18 protein-coding genes and 1 other annotated feature are annotated in these 22944 nt (G+C 39.7%); of the genes, 16 read left to right on the forward strand and 2 right to left on the reverse strand.

Annotated features, from left to right (window positions below; all coding sequences use genetic code 11):
- The first annotated feature begins 14 nt into the window (after positions 1-14).
- The 13 genes from ppc (at position 15) to D2908_RS00605 (ending at position 13577) form a co-directional block, all read left to right on the forward strand.
- A complete protein-coding gene (gene ppc, locus D2908_RS00545; RefSeq protein ID WP_117304103.1) occupies positions 15-2711 on the forward strand; it encodes a phosphoenolpyruvate carboxylase in 2697 nt (898 codons plus the stop codon).
- A 96-nt stretch (positions 2712-2807) separates the two neighbouring features.
- Positions 2808-3025, forward strand: a binding site (T-box leader).
- Positions 3026-3136: 111 nt separating this feature from the next.
- Positions 3137-4132, forward strand: coding sequence for a tryptophan ABC transporter substrate-binding protein (gene trpX, locus D2908_RS00550; RefSeq protein WP_117304105.1), 996 nt, complete (start codon positions 3137-3139; stop codon positions 4130-4132).
- Between the two features lie 75 nt (positions 4133-4207).
- Positions 4208-5074 carry an ABC transporter permease gene (locus tag D2908_RS00555; protein ID WP_117304343.1) on the forward strand — a complete coding sequence of 289 codons (867 nt, stop codon included), beginning with the start codon at positions 4208-4210 and terminating at the stop codon, positions 5072-5074.
- A complete protein-coding gene (locus tag D2908_RS00560) occupies positions 5071-5829 on the forward strand; it encodes an ABC transporter ATP-binding protein (protein WP_117304107.1) in 759 nt (252 codons plus the stop codon). The genes D2908_RS00555 and D2908_RS00560 overlap by 4 nt, the downstream gene beginning before the upstream one ends.
- An 89-nt stretch (positions 5830-5918) precedes the next feature.
- Positions 5919-7679 (forward strand): DNA primase, encoded by a 1761-nt coding sequence (gene dnaG, locus D2908_RS00565; RefSeq protein WP_117304109.1) that lies wholly within the window; start codon positions 5919-5921, stop codon positions 7677-7679.
- Positions 7680-7681: 2 nt separating this feature from the next.
- Positions 7682-8791 carry an RNA polymerase sigma factor RpoD gene (gene rpoD / locus D2908_RS00570; protein WP_117304111.1) on the forward strand — a complete coding sequence of 370 codons (1110 nt, stop codon included), beginning with the start codon at positions 7682-7684 and terminating at the stop codon, positions 8789-8791.
- A gap of 14 nt (positions 8792-8805) precedes the next feature.
- The gene (locus D2908_RS00575; RefSeq protein WP_000331929.1) at positions 8806-9135 is read left to right on the forward strand and encodes a metal-sulfur cluster assembly factor; all 330 of its coding nucleotides are present in this window, start codon (positions 8806-8808) and stop codon (positions 9133-9135) included.
- Between the two features lie 116 nt (positions 9136-9251).
- Positions 9252-10295, forward strand: a complete 1044-nt coding sequence (gene cpoA, locus D2908_RS00580; RefSeq protein ID WP_165847404.1) for an alpha-galactosylglucosyldiacylglycerol synthase — start codon at positions 9252-9254, stop codon at positions 10293-10295.
- Between the two features lie 15 nt (positions 10296-10310).
- Positions 10311-11636 carry a glycosyltransferase family 4 protein gene (locus D2908_RS00585; protein WP_117304114.1) on the forward strand — a complete coding sequence of 442 codons (1326 nt, stop codon included), beginning with the start codon at positions 10311-10313 and terminating at the stop codon, positions 11634-11636.
- Between the two features lie 29 nt (positions 11637-11665).
- Positions 11666-11842, forward strand: coding sequence for a PspC domain-containing protein (locus tag D2908_RS00590; protein WP_117304347.1), 177 nt, complete (start codon positions 11666-11668; stop codon positions 11840-11842).
- Positions 11843-11900: 58 nt separating this feature from the next.
- Entirely contained in the window at positions 11901-12035 is a 135-nt protein-coding gene (locus tag D2908_RS00595) for a DUF4044 domain-containing protein (protein WP_117304116.1), read from the forward strand.
- A 63-nt stretch (positions 12036-12098) separates the two neighbouring features.
- Positions 12099-13409 carry a GTPase ObgE gene (gene obgE, locus D2908_RS00600; RefSeq protein ID WP_117304117.1) on the forward strand — a complete coding sequence of 437 codons (1311 nt, stop codon included), beginning with the start codon at positions 12099-12101 and terminating at the stop codon, positions 13407-13409.
- Positions 13410-13418: 9 nt separating this feature from the next.
- Entirely contained in the window at positions 13419-13577 is a 159-nt protein-coding gene (locus D2908_RS00605; RefSeq protein WP_007284777.1) for a hypothetical protein, read from the forward strand.
- 43 nt (positions 13578-13620) lie between these two features.
- On the opposite strand, the gene D2908_RS00610 is transcribed toward D2908_RS00605, so the two are convergent.
- Together D2908_RS00610 and D2908_RS00615 are read right to left on the reverse strand one after the other, a co-directional pair.
- The gene (locus D2908_RS00610) at positions 13621-14091 is read right to left on the reverse strand and encodes an arginine repressor (protein ID WP_117304119.1); all 471 of its coding nucleotides are present in this window, start codon (positions 14089-14091) and stop codon (positions 13621-13623) included.
- Between the two features lie 473 nt (positions 14092-14564).
- Positions 14565-16847 (reverse strand): Xaa-Pro dipeptidyl-peptidase, encoded by a 2283-nt coding sequence (locus D2908_RS00615; protein WP_117304121.1) that lies wholly within the window; start codon positions 16845-16847, stop codon positions 14565-14567.
- Positions 16848-17136: 289 nt separating this feature from the next.
- Here D2908_RS00615 and D2908_RS00620 point away from each other — a divergent pair, with 289 nt between their 5' ends.
- The 3 genes from D2908_RS00620 (at position 17137) to pyk (ending at position 22891) form a co-directional block, all read left to right on the forward strand.
- Complete coding sequence (locus D2908_RS00620; protein ID WP_165847405.1) at positions 17137-20238, forward strand: DNA polymerase III subunit alpha; 3102 nt, start codon at positions 17137-17139, stop codon at positions 20236-20238.
- An 81-nt stretch (positions 20239-20319) separates the two neighbouring features.
- Positions 20320-21327 carry a 6-phosphofructokinase gene (gene pfkA / locus D2908_RS00625; RefSeq protein WP_000820863.1) on the forward strand — a complete coding sequence of 336 codons (1008 nt, stop codon included), beginning with the start codon at positions 20320-20322 and terminating at the stop codon, positions 21325-21327.
- 58 nt (positions 21328-21385) lie between these two features.
- Entirely contained in the window at positions 21386-22891 is a 1506-nt protein-coding gene (gene pyk, locus D2908_RS00630) for a pyruvate kinase (protein WP_117304125.1), read from the forward strand.
- Positions 22892-22944: the final 53 nt, after the last annotated feature.

Below are 22944 nucleotides of genomic sequence, written 5' to 3' on the forward strand. Positions count from 1 at the left end.
GGAAAGGATTAACTATGTCACTTCAAAAATTAGAAAACTATAGTAATAAAGCTGTCGTGCAAGAAGAAGTATTGATTTTAACAGAATTGTTAGAAGATATTACTAAAAACATGCTTGCTCCAGAAACTTTTGAAAAAATCATGCAGTTGAAAGAATTGTCAACTCAAGAAGATTATCAAGGTTTGAACCAATTAGTTACTAGTCTGACAAATGATGAAATGGCTTATATTTCACGCTATTTCTCTATTTTGCCTCTTTTGATTAATATTTCAGAAGACGTGGATTTGGCCTATGAAATCAACCATCAAAATAATATCGATCAAGATTATCTTGGGAAATTGTCAACAACTATCAAAATGGTTGCAGAAAAAGAAAATGCGGTTGAAATTCTAGAACACTTGAATGTTGTTCCTGTTTTGACAGCCCATCCAACGCAAGTGCAACGTAAGAGTATGTTGGATTTGACTAATCATATCCACACCCTCTTGCGTAAGTATCGTGATGTGAAATTAGGCTTGATTAATAAGGAAAAATGGCATAATGATCTCCGTCGTTACATTGAGATTATTATGCAGACAGATATGATTCGTGAAAAGAAATTGAAAGTAACCAATGAAATCACGAATGTTATGGAATACTACAATAGTTCATTTCTGAAGGCAGTTCCTCATTTGACTGCTGAGTACAAGCGTCTGGCTAAAAAACACGGCTTGGAGTTGAAACATCCAAAACCAATTACCATGGGCATGTGGATTGGTGGAGACCGTGATGGGAATCCTTTTGTTACAGCAGATACCTTGAAACAATCTGCTATGACTCAGTGTGAAGTTATCATGAACTACTATGATGAAAAGATTTACCAACTATATCGTGAATTCTCCCTCTCAACCAGTATTGTCAATGTGAGCAAGCAAGTCAGAGAAATGGCGCGTCAATCCAAGGATAACTCGATCTACCGCGAAAAAGAGCTGTATCGTCGTGCCTTGTTTGATATTCAATCAAAAATCCAAGCAACAAAAACTTATCTCATTGAAGATAAGGAAGTTGGGGATCGCTATGAAACAGCCATTGATTTTTATAAGGATTTAATTACCATTCGTGATTCCCTCATGGAAAATAAGGGTGAAGCACTGATTTCTGGTGATTTTGTTGAGTTGATTCAGGCAGTTGAAATTTTTGGTTTCTATTTGGCATCTATTGACATGCGTCAAGATTCTAGTGTTCATGAAGCTTGTGTAGCGGAACTCTTGAAATCAGCAGGTATTCATTCGTATTATAGTGAACTCAGTGAAGAAGAAAAATGCAAGCTCCTTTTGAAAGAATTAGAAGAAGATCCAAGAATTCTTTCTGCCACTCACGTTGAAAAATCAGAGTTACTTGAAAAAGAATTAGCTATCTTTAAAGCTGCTCGTAAGTTGAAAGATAAGTTGGGAGATGATGTCATTCGTCAGACTATCATTTCACATGCGACAAGTGTATCTGATATGCTAGAATTGGCTATCTTGCTAAAAGAAGTAGGGTTAGTTGATAAAGAAAGAGCCCGTGTCCAAATTGTTCCTCTCTTTGAAACAATTGAGGACTTAGACCACTCAGAAGAAACCATGAGAGAATACCTTTCTCTTCCTCTTGCTAAGAAATGGATTGCTTCACGTAATAACTACCAAGAAATCATGCTTGGTTACTCTGATAGTAATAAAGATGGTGGCTACCTATCATCCTGTTGGACTCTCTACAAAGCTCAACAACAATTGACTGCTATTGGAGATGAATTTGGCGTTAAGGTTACCTTCTTCCATGGCCGTGGTGGGACTGTCGGTCGTGGTGGTGGACCAACTTATGAAGCCATCACCTCTCAACCACTCAAGTCTATCAAGGATCGTATCCGTTTGACGGAGCAAGGAGAAGTAATTGGGAATAAATACGGTAACAAAGACGCAGCTTACTATAACCTTGAAATGTTAGTATCTGCAGCCATTAACCGTATGATTACGCAGAAGAAGAGCGATACAAATACCTCAAATCGTTATGAAGCCATCATGGACCAAGTAGTGGACCGTAGTTACGATATCTACCGTGATTTGGTCTTTGGAAATGAACATTTCTATGACTATTTCTTTGAGTCCAGTCCGATTAAGGCTATCTCAAGCTTTAATATCGGTTCTCGTCCAGCAGCTCGTAAGACCATTACAGAAATCGGTGGTTTGCGTGCTATCCCTTGGGTATTCTCATGGTCGCAAAGTCGCGTCATGTTCCCTGGCTGGTATGGGGTTGGTTCAAGCTTCAAGGAATTTATTGATAAAAATCCAGAGAATATCGCTATCCTACGAGATATGTACCAAAACTGGCCTTTCTTCCAATCGCTTCTTTCAAATGTCGACATGGTCTTGTCAAAATCAAATATGAATATTGCTTTTGAATATGCCAAACTGTGTGAGGATGAAGAAGTAAAAGCAATCTATGAGACTATTTTAAATGAATGGCAAGTTACCAAGGAAGTTATCTTGGCTATCGAAGGTTATGATAAACTTTTGGCTGAAAATCCATATCTAAAAGCGAGTTTGGATTACCGTATGCCTTACTTTAATATCCTCAACTATATCCAGTTGGAGTTGATTAAACGTCAACGTCGAGGAGAATTATCTAGCGACCAAGAAAAATTAATCCATACAACCATCAACGGAATTGCGACAGGATTGCGTAATTCAGGCTGATACCTATTAAACTTCCTCTTTTCTATAGGGGAAGTTTTTGAATAGTTCAAAAAAATGCTAAAAGAGTCTTGACAAGTACTTGAAAAATGATATAATTTAACCATTCAGAAAAGTAATCATACAAACTTTTTAGAGAGTCTGTGGTAGCTGAAAACAGATAAGTGTTGATGATGAAAATTGGGCTGAATGTTATGTAGAATTTGAAATCATAAAAATTCGGTGAGCACACCTTACAGTGCATCTCGTTATTGCGAGACAGAGTGATAGGGAAATTCCCTATAATTGAGGTGGTACCGCGCATCGACGTCCTCACACAAGTTTTTTGTGTGAGGACTTTTTTGATGGAGGTTAGTATGGAAAGAAAACGATGGCGTCGCTTGTTGAGATAAGTGAAGTATTTTAAAGGAATAAAAAGGAGAAATAGAATGAAAAATAAACGATTAATTGGAATTATCGCTGCCTTAGCAGTCTTAGTAGCAGGAAGTTTGATTTATTCTTCAATGAATAAACCAGAAGCTAAAAATGAAAAGAAAGTTGCCAAAGTTGGTGTCCTTCAGTTTGTGAGCCATCCCTCTCTTGACTTAATTTATAAAGGGATTCAAGATGGACTTGCAGAAGAAGGATATAAAGATGATCAAGTTAAAATCGACTTTATGAACTCAGAAGGTGACCAAAGTAAGGTTGCGACAATGAGTAAACAATTGGTTGCAAATGGCAATGACTTGGTTGTTGGTATTGCAACACCAGCTGCTCAAGGTTTGGCTAGTGCAACAAAAGACCTACAGGTTATTATGTCTGCTATTACAGACCCAATCGGTGCGAACTTGGTTAAAGATTTGAAAAAACCAGGTGGCAATATTACAGGAGTATCTGACCACAACCCAGCTCAACAACAAGTTGAACTCATCAAAGCTTTGACACCAAATGTGAAAACAATCGGAGCTCTTTACTCAAGCAGCGAAGACAATTCCAAAACTCAGGTCGAAGAATTTAAGGCTTATGCTGAAAAAGCAGGTTTGACTGTCGAAACATTTGCAGTTCCTTCAACAAATGAAATTGCTTCAACCGTTAACGTTATGACTAGCAAGGTCGATGCTATCTGGGTTCCAATTGATAACACTATTGCATCAGCCTTTTCAACAGTTGTATCAAGTAACCAATCAGCTAAAAAACCAATTTATCCAAGTGCGACTGCCATGGTAGAAGCAGGTGGTTTGGCATCAGTTGTAGTTGACCAACATGATCTTGGTGTGGCAACTGGTAAAATGATTGCTCAAGTCTTGAAAGGTGCTAAACCAGCTGATACTCCAGTCAATGTCTTTTCAACTGGTAAGTCAGTAATTAACAAAAAATTGGCACAAGAGCTAGGTATTACGATTCCTGAATCTGTTCTAAAAGAAGCAGGACAAGTGATTGAATAATCTGTAATGGAGGAGTTGGGGACATCTCCTCCAATTTTTTACAAAAGAAATCGTATAGAAAAGGTTAAGAAACAGATGATATTATCTATTATTTCTCAAGGATTTGTCTGGGCAATTCTAGGTCTGGGAATCTTTATGACATTTAGGATTTTGAACTTTCCAGATATGACGACAGAAGGTTCCTTCCCTCTTGGGGGAGCTGTTGCTGTCACTTTGATAACCAAAGGCGTGAACCCATTTTTAGCGACACTTGTTGCTGTAGGAGCAGGTTGTTTGGCTGGAATGGCAGCAGGACTTCTTTATACAAAAGGAAAGATCCCAACCTTGCTCTCAGGGATTTTGGTGATGACTTCTTGTCACTCTATCATGCTCATGATTATGGGACGTGCTAATTTAGGCTTGCTTGGAACCAAGCAAATTCAGGATATTTTGCCTTTTGACTCGGATTTGAATCAACTCTTGACAGGTTTCATCTTTGTCAGTCTTGTTATTGCCCTCATGCTCTTTTTCTTGGATACTAAACTCGGACAGGCCTATATTGCTACAGGTGACAATCCTGATATGGCTAGAAGTTTCGGGATTCATACTGGACGCATGGAGCTTATGGGTTTGATTTTATCAAATGGTGTGATTGCCCTTGCAGGAGCTCTCATTGCCCAGCAAGAAGGCTATGCTGATGTATCTCGAGGAATAGGGGTTATCGTTGTAGGTCTTGCAAGTTTGATTATTGGGGAAGTTATTTTCAACAGTTTGAGCTTGGCAGAGCGTTTGGTAACCATCGTTGTAGGTTCTATCGCCTATCAATTCTTAGTGTGGGCAGTTATCGCGCTTGGCTTTAATACAAGTTACCTTCGTTTGTACAGTGCCTTGATTTTAGCAGTCTGCCTTATGATTCCAACATTTAAGCAAACGATCTTGAAAGGAGCCAAGTTAAGCAAATGACAGCAATTGTAGAATTAAAAAATGCAACCAAAGTCGTTAAAAATGGCTTTGATGAAGAAAAGATTATTTTAAATGATGTTTCCTTAGAAATTTTTGAACAGGATTTCATCACGATTTTAGGTGGAAATGGTGCTGGTAAATCAACTCTCTTTAACACTATTGCAGGAACCTTGTCCTTAACTAGTGGAACTATCCGTATCTTGGGTGAAGATGTTACCAAGTTTTCACCAGAGAAGAGAGCCAAGTATCTGTCTCGTGTCTTCCAAGATCCAAAGATGGGGACAGCTCCTCGTATGACGGTAGCTGAAAATCTTTTGATCGCCAAGTTTCGTGGTGAAAAGCGTGGATTGTTACCACGACGCTTGAATAGCTATAAGGATGAGTTTCAGGCAACTATTGAAAAAGTAGGAAACGGTCTTGAGAAACACTTGAATACACCGATTGAATTCTTATCTGGTGGACAAAGACAGGCTTTGAGTCTCTTGATGGCAACCTTGAAGCGACCTGAATTACTCTTGTTAGACGAGCATACTGCAGCCCTTGATCCAAAGACCAGTGTGGCCTTGATGGAGTTGACAGATGAATTTGTCAAGAAAGACCAGCTGACAGCCCTTATGATTACCCACCATATGGAAGATGCTCTTAAGTATGGCAATCGCTTAATTGTCATGAAAGAAGGACGAATTATCCAAGATTTGAACCAAGAAGATAAAGGAAAAATGAAAATCTCTGATTATTATCAACTCTTTGAATAAAGTAGGAAAAATGAGTAAAATGGTTTACTTTTTTTCTGAAATAAAGTATACTATATAAAGTAAACTATGATAACATGGAGGTATTGTGTATGGTTGACAAACAAGTCATTGAAGAAATCAAAAACAATGCCAACATTGTGGAAGTCATAGGAGATGTGATTTCTTTACAAAAGGCAGGACGGAACTATCTAGGGCTCTGTCCTTTTCATGGTGAAAAAACACCTTCTTTCAACGTTGTAGAGGACAAGCAGTTTTACCACTGTTTTGGTTGTGGTCGATCTGGTGATGTCTTTAAGTTCATAGAGGAGTACCAAGGAGTTCCCTTTATGGAGGCTGTCCAAATTTTAGGTGAGCGTGTTGGGATTGAGGTTGAAAAACCGCTTTATAGTGAGCAGAAGGCAACCTCGCCTCACCAAGCTCTTTATGATATGCATGAGGATGCAGCCAAATTTTATCATGCTATTCTCATGACAACGACCATAGGGGAAGAAGCCAGAAACTATCTTTATCAGCGTGGTTTGACAGATGAAGTTCTCAAGCATTTTCGGATTGGTTTAGCACCTCCAGAACGCAACTATCTTTATCAACGTTTGTCCAGTCAGTATCGTGAAGAGGATTTTCTAGACTCAGGTCTGTTTTATCTCTCGGATGCTAATCAATTTGTAGATACCTTTCACAATCGGATTATGTTTCCCCTGACAAATGACCAGGGAAAAGTCATTGCCTTCTCAGGTCGCATCTGGCAGAAAACGGATTCACAAACTTCTAAGTATAAAAATAGCCGATCGACTGCAATTTTTAACAAAAGTTACGAATTATATCATATGGATAGGGCAAAAAAATCTTCTGGAAAAGCCAGTGAGATTTACCTGATGGAAGGGTTCATGGATGTCATTGCAGCCTACCGGACTGGAATCGAAAACGCTGTGGCATCTATGGGAACAGCCTTGAGTCGGGAGCATGTTGAGCATCTGAAGAGGTTAACCAAGAAGTTGGTTCTTGTTTACGATGGCGATAAGGCTGGGCAAGCTGCGACATTGAAAGCGCTGGACGAAATTGGTGATATGCCTGTGCAAATCGTCAGCATGCCTGATAACTTGGATCCAGATGAATATCTACAAAAAAATGGTCCAGAAGACTTGGCCTATCTATTAACCAAAACTCGTATTAGTCCGATTGAGTTCTACATTCACCACTACAAACCTGAAAATAGTGAAAATCTGCAGGCCCAGATTGAGTTCATTGAAAAAATAGCTCCCTTAATTGTTCAAGAAAAGTCTATCACTGCTCAAAATAGTTATATACATATTTTAGCTGACAGTCTGGCGTCCTTTGATTATGCCCAGATTGAGCAGATTGTGAATGAGAGTCGTCAGGCGCAAAGGCAGAATCGCATAGAAGGAATTTCCAGACCGACGCCAATCACCATGCCAGTCACTAAGCAGCTATCAGCTATTATGAGGGCAGAAGCCCATCTACTTTATCGAATGATGGAATCTTCCCTTATTTTGAATGATTACCGTTTGCGAGAAGACTTTGCATTTGACACACCTGAATTTCAGATCTTATATGACTTACTTGGCCAGTATGGAAATCTTCCTCCAGAAGTTCTAGCAGAACAGACAGAGGAAGTTGAGAGAGCTTGGTATCAAGTCTTAAATCAGGATTTGCCTACTGAGATGTCACCTCAGGAACTAAGTGAAGTAGAAATGACTCGAAACAAGGCTCTCTTGAATCAGGATAATATGAGAATCAAAAAGAAGGTGCAGGAAGCTAGCCATGTAGGTGATACAGACACAGCCTTGGAAGAATTGGAACGTTTAATTTCCCAAAGAAGAAGAATGGAGTAATAATGGCAACAAAACAAAAAGAAGTAACAACATTTGACGTACAAGTAGCAGAATTTATCCGTAATCATAAGCAAAAAGGGACAGCAACAGATGATGAAATCAATGCCAGTCTGGTTATTCCTTTTACCTTGGACGCTGATGGGATTGAAGATCTCTTGCAACGAATTCAAGATGCAGGAATTTCTATCACAGACAACGAAGGAAATCCAAGTGCACGTGTTCTTAGTACTGAAGAAGAGCCAGAACTCAGTGATGAGGACTTGATTGGGTCAACTTCGGCTAAGGTCAACGACCCTGTTCGTATGTACTTGAAAGAAATTGGTGTCGTACCTCTCTTGACCAATGAAGAGGAAAAAGAATTGGCACTAGCAGTTGAAGCCGGTGATATCGAAGCCAAACAACGTCTTGCGGAAGCCAACCTTCGTTTGGTTGTTTCTATTGCTAAGCGCTATGTTGGTCGTGGTATGCAGTTCCTTGATTTGATTCAAGAAGGGAACATGGGCTTGATGAAGGCGGTTGACAAGTTTGACTATTCTAAAGGATTCAAGTTCTCAACTTACGCAACTTGGTGGATTCGTCAGGCTATCACTCGTGCTATTGCGGATCAAGCGCGTACCATCCGTATCCCAGTCCACATGGTTGAAACGATTAACAAGCTTGTTCGTGAACAGCGTAACCTTCTTCAAGAATTGGGACAAGACCCAACACCTGAGCAAATCGCTGAACGTATGGATATGACCCCAGACAAGGTTCGTGAAATCTTGAAGATTGCCCAAGAACCAGTATCCCTTGAAACTCCTATCGGTGAAGAGGATGATAGTCACCTTGGGGACTTTATCGAAGATGAAGTGATTGAAAATCCAGTCGACTATACGACTCGCATCGTCTTGCGTGAGCAGTTGGATGAGGTCTTGGATACTCTTACAGACCGTGAAGAAAATGTTCTACGTCTCCGTTTTGGACTAGATGATGGGAAAATGCGTACCCTTGAAGATGTGGGTAAAGTCTTTAACGTGACTCGCGAGCGTATTCGTCAGATTGAAGCCAAGGCTTTGAGAAAACTACGCCAACCAAGTCGTAACAAACCGCTTCGTGATTTTATTGAAGACTAAGAGTGAGGATAAATATGGCTTATACAGAAGAGCAAATTGAAAATATCAAGACACGGATTTTAACAGCCTTGGAAGAAGTTATCGATCCTGAGTTGGGAATCGATATTGTCAATCTTGGCTTGATTTATGAGATTCGTTTTGACGGCGACACAGGTCAAACAGAGATTGATATGACTTTGACAACCATGGGGTGTCCCCTAGCAGACCTTTTGACGGACCAGATTTACGATGCTATGACAGAGGTACCAGAAGTAACGGATACTGAGGTTAAATTAGTTTGGTATCCAGCCTGGACAGTTGAAAAAATGAGTCGCTATGCACGCATTGCCCTAGGCATTAAGTAAACATATAAAAGCATGTGAGAGATTATTGGAAAAGTGAGGAAATTTCCCCCCTCTTTTCCTCTAGTCTCTCCTTTCTTTTGCTGATTTTATTTAAAGAAAATGATATAATAGTAGTTATGGAAAAAAAGAAATTACGCATCAATATGTTGAGTTCAAGTGAGAAAGTAGCAGGGCAAGGAGTTTCAGGGGCCTACCGTGAATTAGTTCGTCTTCTTCACCGTGATGCCAAGGACCAATTGATTGTTACAGAAAACCTTCCAATCGAGGCAGATGTGACTCACTTTCATACGATTGATTTTTCCTATTATTTATCTACATTTCAAAAGAAACGCTCAGGGAGAAAAATTGGCTATGTGCATTTCTTGCCTGATACTCTTGAGGGGAGTTTGAAAATTCCATTTTTCTTAAAGGGAATTGTGAAGCGCTATGTATTTTCTTTTTACAATCGGATGGAGCACTTAGTGGTGGTCAATCCTATGTTTATCGAGGATTTGGTGGCAGCTGGTATTCCACGTGAAAAAGTAACCTATATTCCTAACTTTGTCAACAAGGAAAAATGGCATCCTCTACCACAAGAAGAGGTAGTGAGACTGCGAACAGAGCTAGGTCTTAATGACAATCAGTTTATCGTAGTAGGTGCTGGTCAAGTTCAGAAACGTAAAGGGATTGATGATTTTATCCGTTTGGCTGAGGAATTGCCTCAGATTACCTTTATCTGGGCTGGTGGTTTCTCTTTTGGTGGTATGACAGATGGCTATGAACGCTACAAAAAAATTATGGAAAATCCTCCTAAAAATTTGATTTTTCCAGGTATCGTGCCACCCGAACGAATGCGCGAATTGTATGCCTTATCAGATCTTTTCTTGTTACCTAGTTACAATGAGCTCTTTCCTATGACTATTCTAGAAGCTGCTAGTTGTGAAGCTCCTATTATGTTGCGTGATTTGGATCTTTATAAGGTGATTTTAGAGGGAAATTATCGGGCTACAGCAGATAGAGAAGAGATGAAGAAAGCTATTTTGGAATATCAAGCAAATCCTGTTGCCTTAAAGGACCTCAAAGAAAAAGCTAAGAATATTTCCAGAGAGTATTCTGAAGAGCATCTATTACAAATTTGGTTGGACTTTTATGAGAAGCAAGCCGCTTTAGGGAAAAAGTAAAAAGTGAGGTAATCTATGCGAATTGGTTTATTTACAGATACCTATTTTCCTCAGGTTTCTGGTGTTGCGACCAGTATTCGAACCTTGAAAATAGAACTTGAAAAGCAAGGACACGCTGTTTTTATCTTTACGACGACAGATAAGGATGTCAATCGTTATGAAGATTGGCAAATTATTCGCATTCCAAGTGTTCCCTTCTTTGCTTTTAAGGATCGCCGCTTTGCCTACCGAGGTTTTAGCAAGACGCTTGAAATTGCCAAACAATATCAACTGGATATTATCCATACTCAAACAGAATTTTCTCTTGGCTTGTTGGGGATTTGGATTGCGCGTGAATTGAAGATTCCAGTTATCCATACCTATCACACCCAGTATGAAGACTATGTGCATTATATTGCTAAGGGGATGTTGATTCGTCCTAGTATGGTCAAGTACTTAGTAAGAGGTTTCCTGCATGATGTGGATGGGGTTATTTGCCCTAGTGAGATTGTCCGTGACTTGCTATCTGACTATAAGGTTAAGGTTGAAAAACGGGTCATTCCTACTGGGATTGAATTAGCTAAGTTCGAGCGTCCAGAAATCAAGCAAGAAAATCTGAAAGAACTGCGTAGTAAACTAGGGATTCAAGAGAATGAAAAGATGTTGTTGAGTCTTTCTAGGATTTCCTATGAAAAAAATATTCAAGCAGTTTTAACAGCCTTTGCAGAAGTCCTGAAAGAGGAAGACAAGGTTAAACTGGTAGTTGCTGGGGATGGGCCTTATTTAGATGATCTCAAAGAGCAAGCCCAGAAACTAGAGATTCAAGACTCCGTTATCTTTACAGGGATGATTGCTCCTAGTGAGACCGCTCTTTATTATAAGACGGCGGATTTCTTCATCTCGGCATCGACAAGTGAAACGCAAGGTTTGACCTACTTGGAAAGCTTGGCCAGTGGAACACCTGTCATTGCTCACGGAAATCCTTATCTGGATAATCTTATCTCTGATAAGATGTTTGGGACCTTGTACTATGGAGAACATGATTTGGCTGGAGCTATTTTAGAAGCCTTGATTGCAACGCCAAATATGGATGAGCATACCTTATCAGCGAAATTATACGAGATTTCAGCTGAGAATTTTGGAAAACGAGTACATGAGTTTTATCTGGATGCTATTATCTCAAATAATTTTCAGAAAAATTTGGCTAAAGATGATACAGTCAGTCAGCGTATCTTTAAGACAGTTTTGTATCTACCACAGCAGGTAGTTGCTGCGCCTGTAAAAGGCTCTAGACGCATGCTGAAGGCTTCAAAAACACAGTTAATGAGCATGAGAGATTATTGGACAGACCGTGAAGAATAGAAAGAGGACAAGCTATGAATAAACGATTAATGAGAAGTGGTCGTGACAAAAAGATTGCGGGTGTTTGTGCTGGAGTGGCCCATTATCTGGATACGGATCCTACTATTGTTCGCGTAATATGGGGTGTTCTTGGATTTTGTTATGGGGCAGGAATTGTAGCTTATATCATTTTATGGATTATCGCACCAGTAGCAACTGACTATTGAAAACTAGCTCAATTCATGCTAAGATAATAGAAAATAGAATGTAACGAAGGAGAGAAAAATGGCATTTGGAGATAATGGAAATCGTAAAAAAACGATGTTTGAGAAAATAACCTTGTTTATCGTGCTTATCATGTTAGTAGCAAGTATTTTGGGTATTTTTGCAACTGCAATCGGTGCCCTCAGTAACTTATAAGAAAGATTCAAGAAAATTTTGTGACTGGGATTTCCCAGCCCTTTTTTAAAGTGAGAAGAAAAAATGAGTATGTTTTTAGATACAGCTAAGATTAAGGTCAAGGCTGGTAATGGTGGCGATGGTATGGTTGCCTTTCGCCGTGAAAAATATGTCCCTAATGGCGGTCCTTGGGGTGGTGACGGAGGTCGTGGAGGAAATGTTGTCTTCGTTGTAGACGAAGGATTGCGTACCTTGATGGATTTCCGCTATAATCGTCATTTTAAGGCTGATTCTGGCGAAAAAGGAATGACCAAAGGGATGCATGGTCGTGGAGCTGAGGACCTTAGAGTTCGAGTGCCACAAGGTACGACTGTGCGTGATGCAGAGACTGGTAAAGTTTTAACAGATTTGATTGAACATGGGCAAGAATTTATTGTAGCCCACGGTGGTCGTGGTGGACGTGGAAACATCCGCTTTGCGACACCAAAAAATCCTGCACCGGAAATCTCTGAAAACGGGGAACCAGGTCAGGAACGTGAGTTACAATTGGAACTAAAAATCTTGGCAGATGTCGGTTTAGTAGGTTTCCCATCTGTAGGGAAATCAACCCTTTTAAGTGTTATCACATCTGCTAAACCTAAAATTGGTGCCTACCACTTTACCACTATTGTGCCAAATTTAGGTATGGTTCGTACCCAATCAGGTGAATCCTTTGCAGTAGCTGATTTACCAGGTTTGATTGAAGGGGCTAGTCAGGGTGTCGGTTTGGGAACTCAGTTCCTCCGTCACATTGAGCGTACCCGTGTCATCCTTCATATTATAGATATGTCAGCTAGCGAAGGACGTGATCCTTATGAGGATTATCTTGCTATCAACAAGGAGTTGGAGTCATACAATCTTCGTCTCATGGAGCGTCCACAGATTATCGTAGCCAACAAAATGGACATGCCTGAGAGTCAAAAAAATCTTGAAGAATTTAAGAAAAAATTGGCTGAAAACTATGATGAATTTGAAGAGTTACCAGCTATCTTCCCAATTTCTGGTTTGACCAAGCAAGGTCTGGCAACGCTATTGGATGCTACAGCTGAATTGTTAGATAAGACACCAGAATTCTTGCTCTACGACGAGTCAGATATGGAAGAAGAAGCTTACTATGGCTTTGATGAGGAAGAAAAGACCTTTGAAATTAGTCGTGATGATGATGCGACATGGGTGCTCTCTGGTGAAAAACTTATGAAACTCTTTAATATGACCAACTTTGATCGGGACGAATCAGTCATGAAATTTGCTCGCCAGCTTCGTGGTATGGGGGTTGATGAAGCCCTTCGTGCGCGTGGAGCTAAAGATGGTGACTTGGTCCGCATTGGTAAATTTGAGTTTGAATTTGTAGACTAGGAGACTGATATGGGAGATAAACCGATATCTTTCCGAGATGCGGATGGTAACTTTGTTTCCGCTGCAGATGTTTGGAATGAAAAGAAATTGGAAGAACTATTTAATCGTCTCAATCCAAATCGTGCTCTGAGATTAGCACGAACCAAAAAAGACAATCCATCTCAGTAAAAAATATAAGAAAATTCCGTGCCACATCAGACACGGAATTTTGTTATTCTTCAAAGAAAAATGGTGGAGCGAATTTTTTCAGCCCTTCAAAGCATTTTTGAGCAGCTGCTGCATCTTCGCAGATGACGAGACAGACATCATCGCCACAAAGAGTAGCGATAGCGTCAGGGAAGCTCAAGGCATCAATGATGGAACCAAAGGATTGAGCAAGTCCAGGAAGGGTTTTTAGTAGGACTTGATGTTGAACGGGGCGCATCAAGACAAGAGCATCTTCCATATAAATTTCGAGACGTTTTTCCCATTTTGAGATAGAACCTGTATTGAGCACGTAGTAAGAGTTGTCTTCTTCTCGTACTTTTGAAAGGTTCATACTTTTAATATCTCTCGAAAGTGTAGCTTGTGTAACTTGAATGTCATTATCAGCAAGGAGAGCTTGTAGCTCAGCTTGAGTATGAATCTTGTTTTTCGTTACAAGGGCTCGTATGAGTTGGTGTCGGTGTTCAGATTTATTCATAAAAATAGTACTCCTTGTACAAGGTACAGAAAGCGTGGACTGATCGAGAATGTCAGTCGGGTGGTAAGCGGTATGGTCACGTATGATGATTTCAAAGTTAGTAGTATAAAGAACTATACGGAGAAAATCTCCTTCTATTAACTTGTCACTAGTTGGGTGTAGATGAATTAGGTGTATATCTGTTTATCTACATTGGTGTCCTCTACTAACAGTAAGTCATTCAATTAGGGTAGCCTTTTGTCACGACTTGTTGTGAATTTACACTCAATGGCAATTCACAGAGATTGTCCAACATGTGGTGTGGTAGCGAGTATTATTAATGAGTACACATGTTGGTTAGGGTATTAGTATCTTTTTTCTAAGATCTCGTGTAGACTTATCATAAGTCTTTCTTTGAGAGTGGATTTGATACAAAGTTTATGTTTAGTTAGACTGTTCAAGTGGAAATCTTTCCATACTGAATATCTGTTACATTATACCTTTTGACAAGGTAGGATAAGAGTAGACTGTTCAAGATCAACAGTCAGGTGGTAGTCAGTATTGTCTCGTATGGTGATTTCAAAGTCAGTAGTATAGAGTACTAAACGAAGAGTATCTCCTTCTTTTAGCTTGTAAATAGTCGGTTGCAATTCAAACTGGATATCCATCCATTCATCTGCAGTAATATCCTCTACTAACAGTAAATCAGTTCTATTTTGCAAATTGAGATAGCCTTTTGTCACAACTCGTTGTGAATCTGGTCTAAATGGCAATTCGCAGAGATTTTCCAACATATGGTAGCGTCCGTTGTCAATGGTTCTAGCACTTAAAACAGCTGGATAAGGTTGTAGGTATTTCTTTTGTCCATGTTCCAGTAATTGGGCAGATAAGAGCCCCTTGTTTGTACTGGATTTGATACGAAGATTGAGCTGAGCCCGACCGTTCAAGTGAAGATCTTTGGTTATAGGAAGATCAATAGTAATCTGATTGGCTTTCCCTTGATAGAGTTCTGTATTGAAAGTCTGGTATGTCTTGCCATAACGCTCAAAATCTTTATCTGGGTACTGGTTTTGAATCACTTTCTCTTCTTGACCAAGTGCGAAGGTTTCAAAGTTTTCTTGCTCACCGAAGGTATCAAGTGATAACCAAGTCTGAGGAGCTGTATTGTCCTGCCAAATAACAGTCGGAAGTTGAAAATCTGTATCTTCTCCCAGTAATTTCTTAGTCAATAAGGCATTCATAGATTCACGGAAGTCAATAGATTGCCAGTTGTTCATATAAACATGAGCGCCATTATGGAAAAAGAGATGCTTATTTATATTGGCAGGAAGGGCATGAAACATCTGGTAAACATGAAGTGGTTTGACATTCCAATCCTGAGAACCATGAGTAAAGACAACCTCTGCCTTTACCTTATGGGCATTAAGCAGATAATTGCGGTCATGCCAAAACTGATTGTAATCGCCAGACTTGCGATCCAGTTGCTCTTTTACTTTTTCTAAGTCAGCTTGGTGAGCTTCATTACCACGTATATAGTCACCAGCCAAGAGATTACGAGAGTAGGTTAGTTCAGCAAGGGAGTCAAAGTCCTCACCTGGATAACCACCTGGGCTAGTTATCAGACCGTTTTCACGGTAGTAGTTGTACCACGAAGAAATACCAGCCTCGGCAATAATAACAACTAAACCATCTACACCTGTAGTCGCAAGACCATTGGACATAGTACCTAGATAGGAAAGACCAGTTGTAGCTACTTTTCCGTTTGACCAGTCAGCATTTACTTGACGTTGGCGCGTGTGGTCAGTGAAGGCACGACAACGACCATTGAGCCAATCGATAACATTTTTATAAGCCTCAATTTGCTGATAGTCTCCATTAGTCATGAAACCTGTAGAGTCTTTGGTACCAACACCTGAAACATAGAGATTGGCAAAACCTCGTGGAAGGAAGTAGTCGTTGAGTGTATAGCTAGCGTTGATGTGCGTTAGCTTTTCCTCAGCTTCTGACACAAGCGCAGCTTGACCTTGAGATTCGACTAGATTTAGTCGAGGTTCCTCTAGCTCGATCTTGTGGGCAGGCTTCACTTCAAGTTCGCCTTCCATCTTGTAGAGTGCCTTGTCACTCGCCTTGTCATTTGTTCCCTGATGATAGGGACTTGCGGTCATGATAGCAGGGATTTGCCTGTCATAACGAGGACGAATAATGCTGACCTTGACTAAGTCTGGTAGCCCTTTTTGGTCAGTATCGACACGAGTCTCAACATAAACGACTTCACGTATGACATCATGGCTAGAAAAAGTAGCCAAACTCTTGCCGTTAAAGTAGTGATAGTCATTATCCTCAGGAATAAGACCGTCGCTGACAAGTTGGTCGATAAGAGTGATTCCCTTTTTGGTGCGAGTATTGAGTAACTGATAGAGATTTTCAATCAAGTCACCGTATACAATGGGAAAACCAGTCTCTTTACGAAAAACATCACTGTCTTCGAAGTCAATCAAATAAGAAAAACCTAAGAGTTGAAAAGCAACAGTATAGAAAATATCTGCAGTTAGTTCTTTGCTAGATTTTAAAAAAGTTAATATATCATTTTTTTTATCTGAAGCAAGTAAAGACAAAGGATAGTCTGTATTCTGATATGTGAAATAAATTTTACGAATAAAGTCCTCAAATTGTTTTTTTTCTGAATCAGTAGGTTTTAGGTTGAAACCTAAAGAAACTAAATCATTCAGGGCCTGCGTTGATGAAGTTTTGAGATAGCTGTATTGATTAAAACGCATAAGACCTCCTATTTATGAAATATATTAAAGTTATTATATCAAAAAATAGAGAGAAAAGAAACTGTAAAAAATGAACAGAAATTATAATAAATAAAAATAAGCGTTTATAAAATAAACATGTAAAATGATAAGCCTAAATACAAAAATATTAGTGATATTTTTGATAATCGTGTAAGGATCGTCTAGTCAACTATGATTTGAGTTTTTAGATAGTAAAGCATCAGTAATAGTAATAGAAATTTTAAGAAAATGGTATAATATAGTGAGAACGATAGAGGAGAAGTGTAAATTGATCGCACAACTAGATACAAAAACAGTCTATAGTTTTATGGAGAGTGTCATTTCGACCGACAAGTATGTGAGAGCAGCTAAAGAATATGGCTACACTCATATTGCTATGATGGATATTGACAATCTATACGGGGCTTTTGACTTTCTAGAGATTACAAAAAAATATGGCATTCATCCTTTGTTAGGGCTTGAAATGAATGTATTTGTGGATGATCAGGAAGTGAATCTGCGCTTTTTAGCTCTATCTAGTGTGGGCTATCGGCAGTTGATGAAACTTTCAACAGCTAAGATGCAGGGGGAGAAAACTTGGTCAGTTCTGTCTCAGTATCTGGAGGATGTTGCGATCATTGTGCCTTATTTTGAAGAGCTCGAGTCGCTCAATCTAGGTCGTGATTACTATATTGGGGTTTACCCAGAAACACTGGTCAGCGAATTTCACCATCCAATCTTGCCTCTTTATCGAGTCAATGCTTTTGAAAGTAAGGATAGAGAAGTTCTGCAAGTATTAACAGCGATTAAAGAAAATCTACCTCTAAGAGAGGTTCCCTTACGCTCACGCCAAAATGTCTTTATATCGGCAAGTTCTTTAGAGAAATTATTCCAAGAACGTTTTCCTCAAGCATTAGACAATTTAGAAAAGCTTATTTCAGGCATCTCTTATGACTTGGATACTAGTCTGAAACTGCCTCGCTTCAATCCAGCTAGACCAGCCGTAGAAGAGTTGAGAGAACGTGCTGAATTGGGGCTTGCTCAGAAGGGGTTGACTAGCAAAGAATATCAAGACCGTCTAGACCAAGAATTGGCTGTTATTCATGATATGGGCTTTGATGATTATTTCTTGGTTGTCTGGGATTTGTTACGTTTTGGACGTTCGAATGGCTATTATATGGGAATGGGACGAGGTTCCGCAGTTGGTAGCTTAGTTTCCTATGCCTTAAACATTACAGGGATTGACCCTGTGGAGAAGAATCTCATTTTTGAACGTTTCCTCAATCGTGAACGCTATACTATGCCTGATATTGATATTGATATCCCTGATATTTATCGTCCAGATTTTATCAGATATGTTGGTAATAAATATGGTAGCAAGCATGCTGCGCAAATCGTTACTTTTTCTACCTTTGGCGCCAAGCAGGCTTTGCGAGATGTCTTGAAACGCTTTGGTGTGCCAGAGTACGAATTATCTGCAATTACAAAGAAAATTAGTTTTCGTGATAATCTCAAGTCAGCCTATGAGGGCAATCTACAGTTTCGTCAGCAAATCAATAGTAAGTTAGAATATCAAAAAGCCTTTGAAATTGCTTGCAAGATTGAGGGCTATCCAAGACAAACCTCTGTCCATGCAGCTGGTGTTGTAATCAGTGACCAAGATTTGACCAACTACATCCCTCTAAAGCATGGTGATGAAATTCCACTGACCCAGTATGATGCTCATGGAGTAGAAGCTAGTGGGCTTTTGAAAATGGACTTTCTGGGACTACGAAATTTGACCTTTGTCCAGAAGATGCAAGAGATGCTTGCTGAAACAGAAGGTATTCATCTGAAAATTGAAGAAATCGATTTAGAAGACAAGGACACCCTAGCTCTTTTTGCTGCTGGGAATACAAAAGGTATCTTTCAATTTGAACAACCTGGTGCCATTCGCTTGCTAAAACGTGTGCAACCAATCTGTTTTGAAGATGTCGTAGCAACTACTTCCTTAAATCGACCAGGTGCTAGTGATTATATCAATAATTTTGTTGCAAGAAAGCATGGGAAGGAAGAAGTGACTGTTCTAGATCCAGCTCTGGAAGATATTTTGGCTCCAACCTATGGTATCATGCTCTATCAGGAGCAAGTTATGCAGGTAGCTCAGCGTTTTGCCGGATTTAGTCTTGGGAAGGCCGATATTTTGCGTCGAGCTATGGGGAAAAAGGATGCCTCTGCTATGCATGAGATGAGGGCCTCCTTTATTCAAGGTTCCATAGAGGCTGGACATACTGTGGAAAAGGCAGAGCAGGTCTTTGATGTCATGGAGAAGTTTGCAGGTTATGGTTTTAACCGATCTCACGCCTATGCTTACTCAGCCTTGGCCTTCCAGTTGGCCTATTTCAAAACACACTATCCAGCCATCTTTTATCAGGTCATGTTGAATTCTTCCAATAGTGATTACCTAACAGACGCACTAGAAGCAGGCTTTGAAGTAGAACCGTTGTCTATCAATACGATTCCCTATCACGATAAAATTGCGAATAAGTCTATCTATCTAGGTCTGAAATCGATTAAGGGTGTCAGCAATGATTTGGCGCTTTGGATTATTAAAAATAGACCCTATTCTAACATTGAAGATTTTATATCTAAATTACCTGAGAATTACCTGAAACTACCACTGCTAGAACCTTTGGTAAAAGTTGGTCTTTTCGACTCATTTGAAAAAAATCGTCAAAAAGTATTCAATAATTTAGCTAATCTATTTGAATTTGTGAAAGAATTAGGAAGCTTGTTTGGTGATACCATCTATAGTTGGCAGGAATCGGAAGATTGGACAGAACAAGAAAAATTCTATATGGAACAAGAACTTCTAGGAGTAGGAGTTAGCAAACATCCACTACAAGCTATTTTAAGCAAGGCTATTTACCCGATTACATCTATTGGAAATTTATCAGAAAATAGCTATGCTATTATCTTAGTTGAAGTTCAGAAGATAAAAGTAATTCGAACCAAAAAAGGTGAAAATATGGCTTTCTTACAGGTGGATGACAGTAAGAAAAAATTGGATGTCACACTCTTTTCAGACTTATATCGACAGATTGGGCAGGAAGTAAGAGAGGGAGCATTCTACTACATCAAAGGAAAAGTCCAGTCACGTGATGGCCGCCTGCAAATGATTGCACAAGAAATAAGAGAAGCAGTTGCGGAACGTTTTTGGATTCAAGTCAAAAATCATGATTCAGATCAAGAAATTTCGAGAATTTTAGACAAGTATAAAGGTCCAATTCCAGTCATCATCAGGTATGAAGAGGAACAGAGAACAATTATTTCTCCCCATCATTTTGTAGTCAAATCCACTGAATTAGAAGCGAAATTAGGTGAAATTGTTATGAAAACGATTTATCGTTAAAATTACGGAAAATAGAAGAATTTTCCAATTAAATGTGATATAATCAGTAAGAATGTTAAAAGAAAAAGGAGCATAAACCAAATGAAACGTATTGCTGTTTTGACTAGTGGTGGAGACGCCCCTGGTATGAATGCTGCCATCCGTGCAGTTGTTCGTCAAGCAATCTCAGAAGGAATGGAAGTTTTTGGTATCTATGATGGATATGCCGGTATGGTTGCTGGTGAAATTCATCCCCTAGATGCTGCTTCAGTAGGAGACATCATTTCTCGTGGTGGTACTTTCCTTCACTCTGCTCGTTACCCAGAGTTCGCTCAACTTGAAGGGCAACTGAAAGGGATTGAGCAATTGAAAAAACACGGAATTGAAGGTGTAGTTGTTATCGGTGGTGATGGATCTTACCACGGTGCTATGCGTTTGACTGAACATGGCTTCCCAGCTATCGGTCTTCCAGGTACAATCGATAACGATATCGTTGGTACCGACTTTACAATCGGTTTTGACACAGCGGTTACTACTGCTATGGACGCTATCGACAAGATTCGTGATACATCATCAAGTCACCGTCGTACATTTGTTATCGAAGTTATGGGACGTAACGCAGGTGATATCGCTCTTTGGGCAGGTATTGCAACTGGTGCTGATGAAATCATCATTCCTGAAGAAGGATTCAAGATTGAAGATATCGTAGAAAGCATTAAATGTGGTTATGAGTGTGGTAAAAAACACAATATCATCGTCTTGGCAGAAGGTGTGATGTCAGCAGCTGAATTTGGTCAAAAACTAAAAGAAGCTGGAGATACAAGCGATCTTCGTGTGACAGAACTTGGACATATTCAACGTGGTGGTTCTCCAACTGCGCGTGACCGTGTTTTGGCGTCACGTATGGGTGCGCATGCCGTGAAACTTCTCAAAGAAGGCATTGGTGGTGTTGCGGTTGGTATCCGTAACGAAAAAATGGTTGAAAATCCAATTCTTGGTACTGCAGAAGAAGGAGCTTTGTTTAGCTTGACTGCAGACGGTAAGATTGTGGTTAACAACCCACATAAAGCTGACCTTGAGCTATCTAGCTTGAATAAGAGCTTGTCATAATTTATAATTTTGTTAAAAAGACCAAAAAGGTCATTTATATAAAGGAGTCACAAAAATCATGAACAAACGTGTAAAAATCGTTGCAACTTTGGGTCCTGCGGTAGAAATTCGCGGTGGTAAAAAATTCGGTGATGACGGATACTGGGGTGAAAAACTTGACGTTGAAGCTTCAGCTAAAAACATTGCTCAATTGATTGAAGCAGGAGCTAACACTTTCCGTTTCAACTTCTCACACGGTGACCACCAAGAACAAGGTGATCGTATGGCAACTGTTAAACTTGCAGAAAAACTTGCAGGTAAAAAAGTTGGTTTCCTTCTTGATACTAAAGGACCAGAAATCCGTACTGAATTGTTCGAAGGTGACGCAAAAGAGTACTCTTACACAACTGGTGAAAAAATCCGTGTTGCAACTAAACAAGGAATCAAATCAACTCGTGAAGTGATTGCATTGAACGTTGCTGGTGCTCTTGATATCTATGATGATGTTGAAGTTGGTCACCAAGTTTTGGTTGACGATGGTAAACTTGGTCTTCGTGTTTTCTCAAAAGACGATGAAACTCGTGAATTTGAAGTAGTCGTTGAAAATGACGGTGTTATCGCTAAACAAAAAGGTGTAAACATCCCAAACACTAAAATTCCTTTCCCAGCTCTTGCTGAACGTGATAACGCTGATATTCGTTTCGGTTTGGAACAAGGTATCAACTTCATCGCAATCTCATTCGTACGTACTGCAAAAGACGTTGACGAAGTTCGTGCAATCTGTGAAGAAACTGGTAACGGTCATGTTCAATTGTTTGCGAAAATCGAAAACCAACAAGGTATCGACAACTTGGATGAAATCATTGAAGCTGCTGACGGTATCATGATTGCTCGTGGTGACATGGGTATCGAAGTACCATTTGAAATGGTTCCAGTTTACCAAAAAATGATCATCACTAAAGTGAACGCAGCAGGTAAAGTTGTTATCACAGCAACAAACATGCTTGAAACAATGACTGAAAAACCACGTGCAACTCGTTCAGAGGTATCAGACGTATTTAACGCTGTTATCGATGGAACTGACGCGACAATGCTTTCAGGTGAGTCTGCAAACGGTAAATACCCACTTGAGTCAGTAACAACAATGGCTACAATTGACAAGAACGCACAAACTCTTCTTAACGAATACGGACGTTTGAACTCAGATACTTTCGAACGTAACTCTAAGACAGAAGTTATGGCTTCAGCTGTTAAAGATGCTACAAACTCAATGGACATTAAATTGGTTGTAACTCTTACTAAGACTGGTCATACAGCACGTTTGATCTCTAAATATCGTCCAAATGCTGATATCTTGGCATTGACATTCGACGAATTGACAGAGCGTGGATTGATGTTGAACTGGGGTGTTATCCCAATGTTGACTGAAACTCCATCATCAACAGATGATATGTTCGAAATTGCTGAACGTAAAGCAGTTGAAGCAGGTCTTGTAGAATCTGGTGATGATATTGTTATCGTAGCTGGTGTGCCAGTTGGTGAAGCTGTACGTACAAACACAATACGTATCCGTACAGTACGTTAACTAAAATGAAAAAGAACCTATCATATCAAGCTTTCTAGCCTATATGATAGGTC

It is taken from the genome of Streptococcus sp. LQJ-218 (genome assembly GCF_003428885.1).
In the GTDB taxonomy this organism is placed as follows: domain Bacteria; phylum Bacillota; class Bacilli; order Lactobacillales; family Streptococcaceae; genus Streptococcus.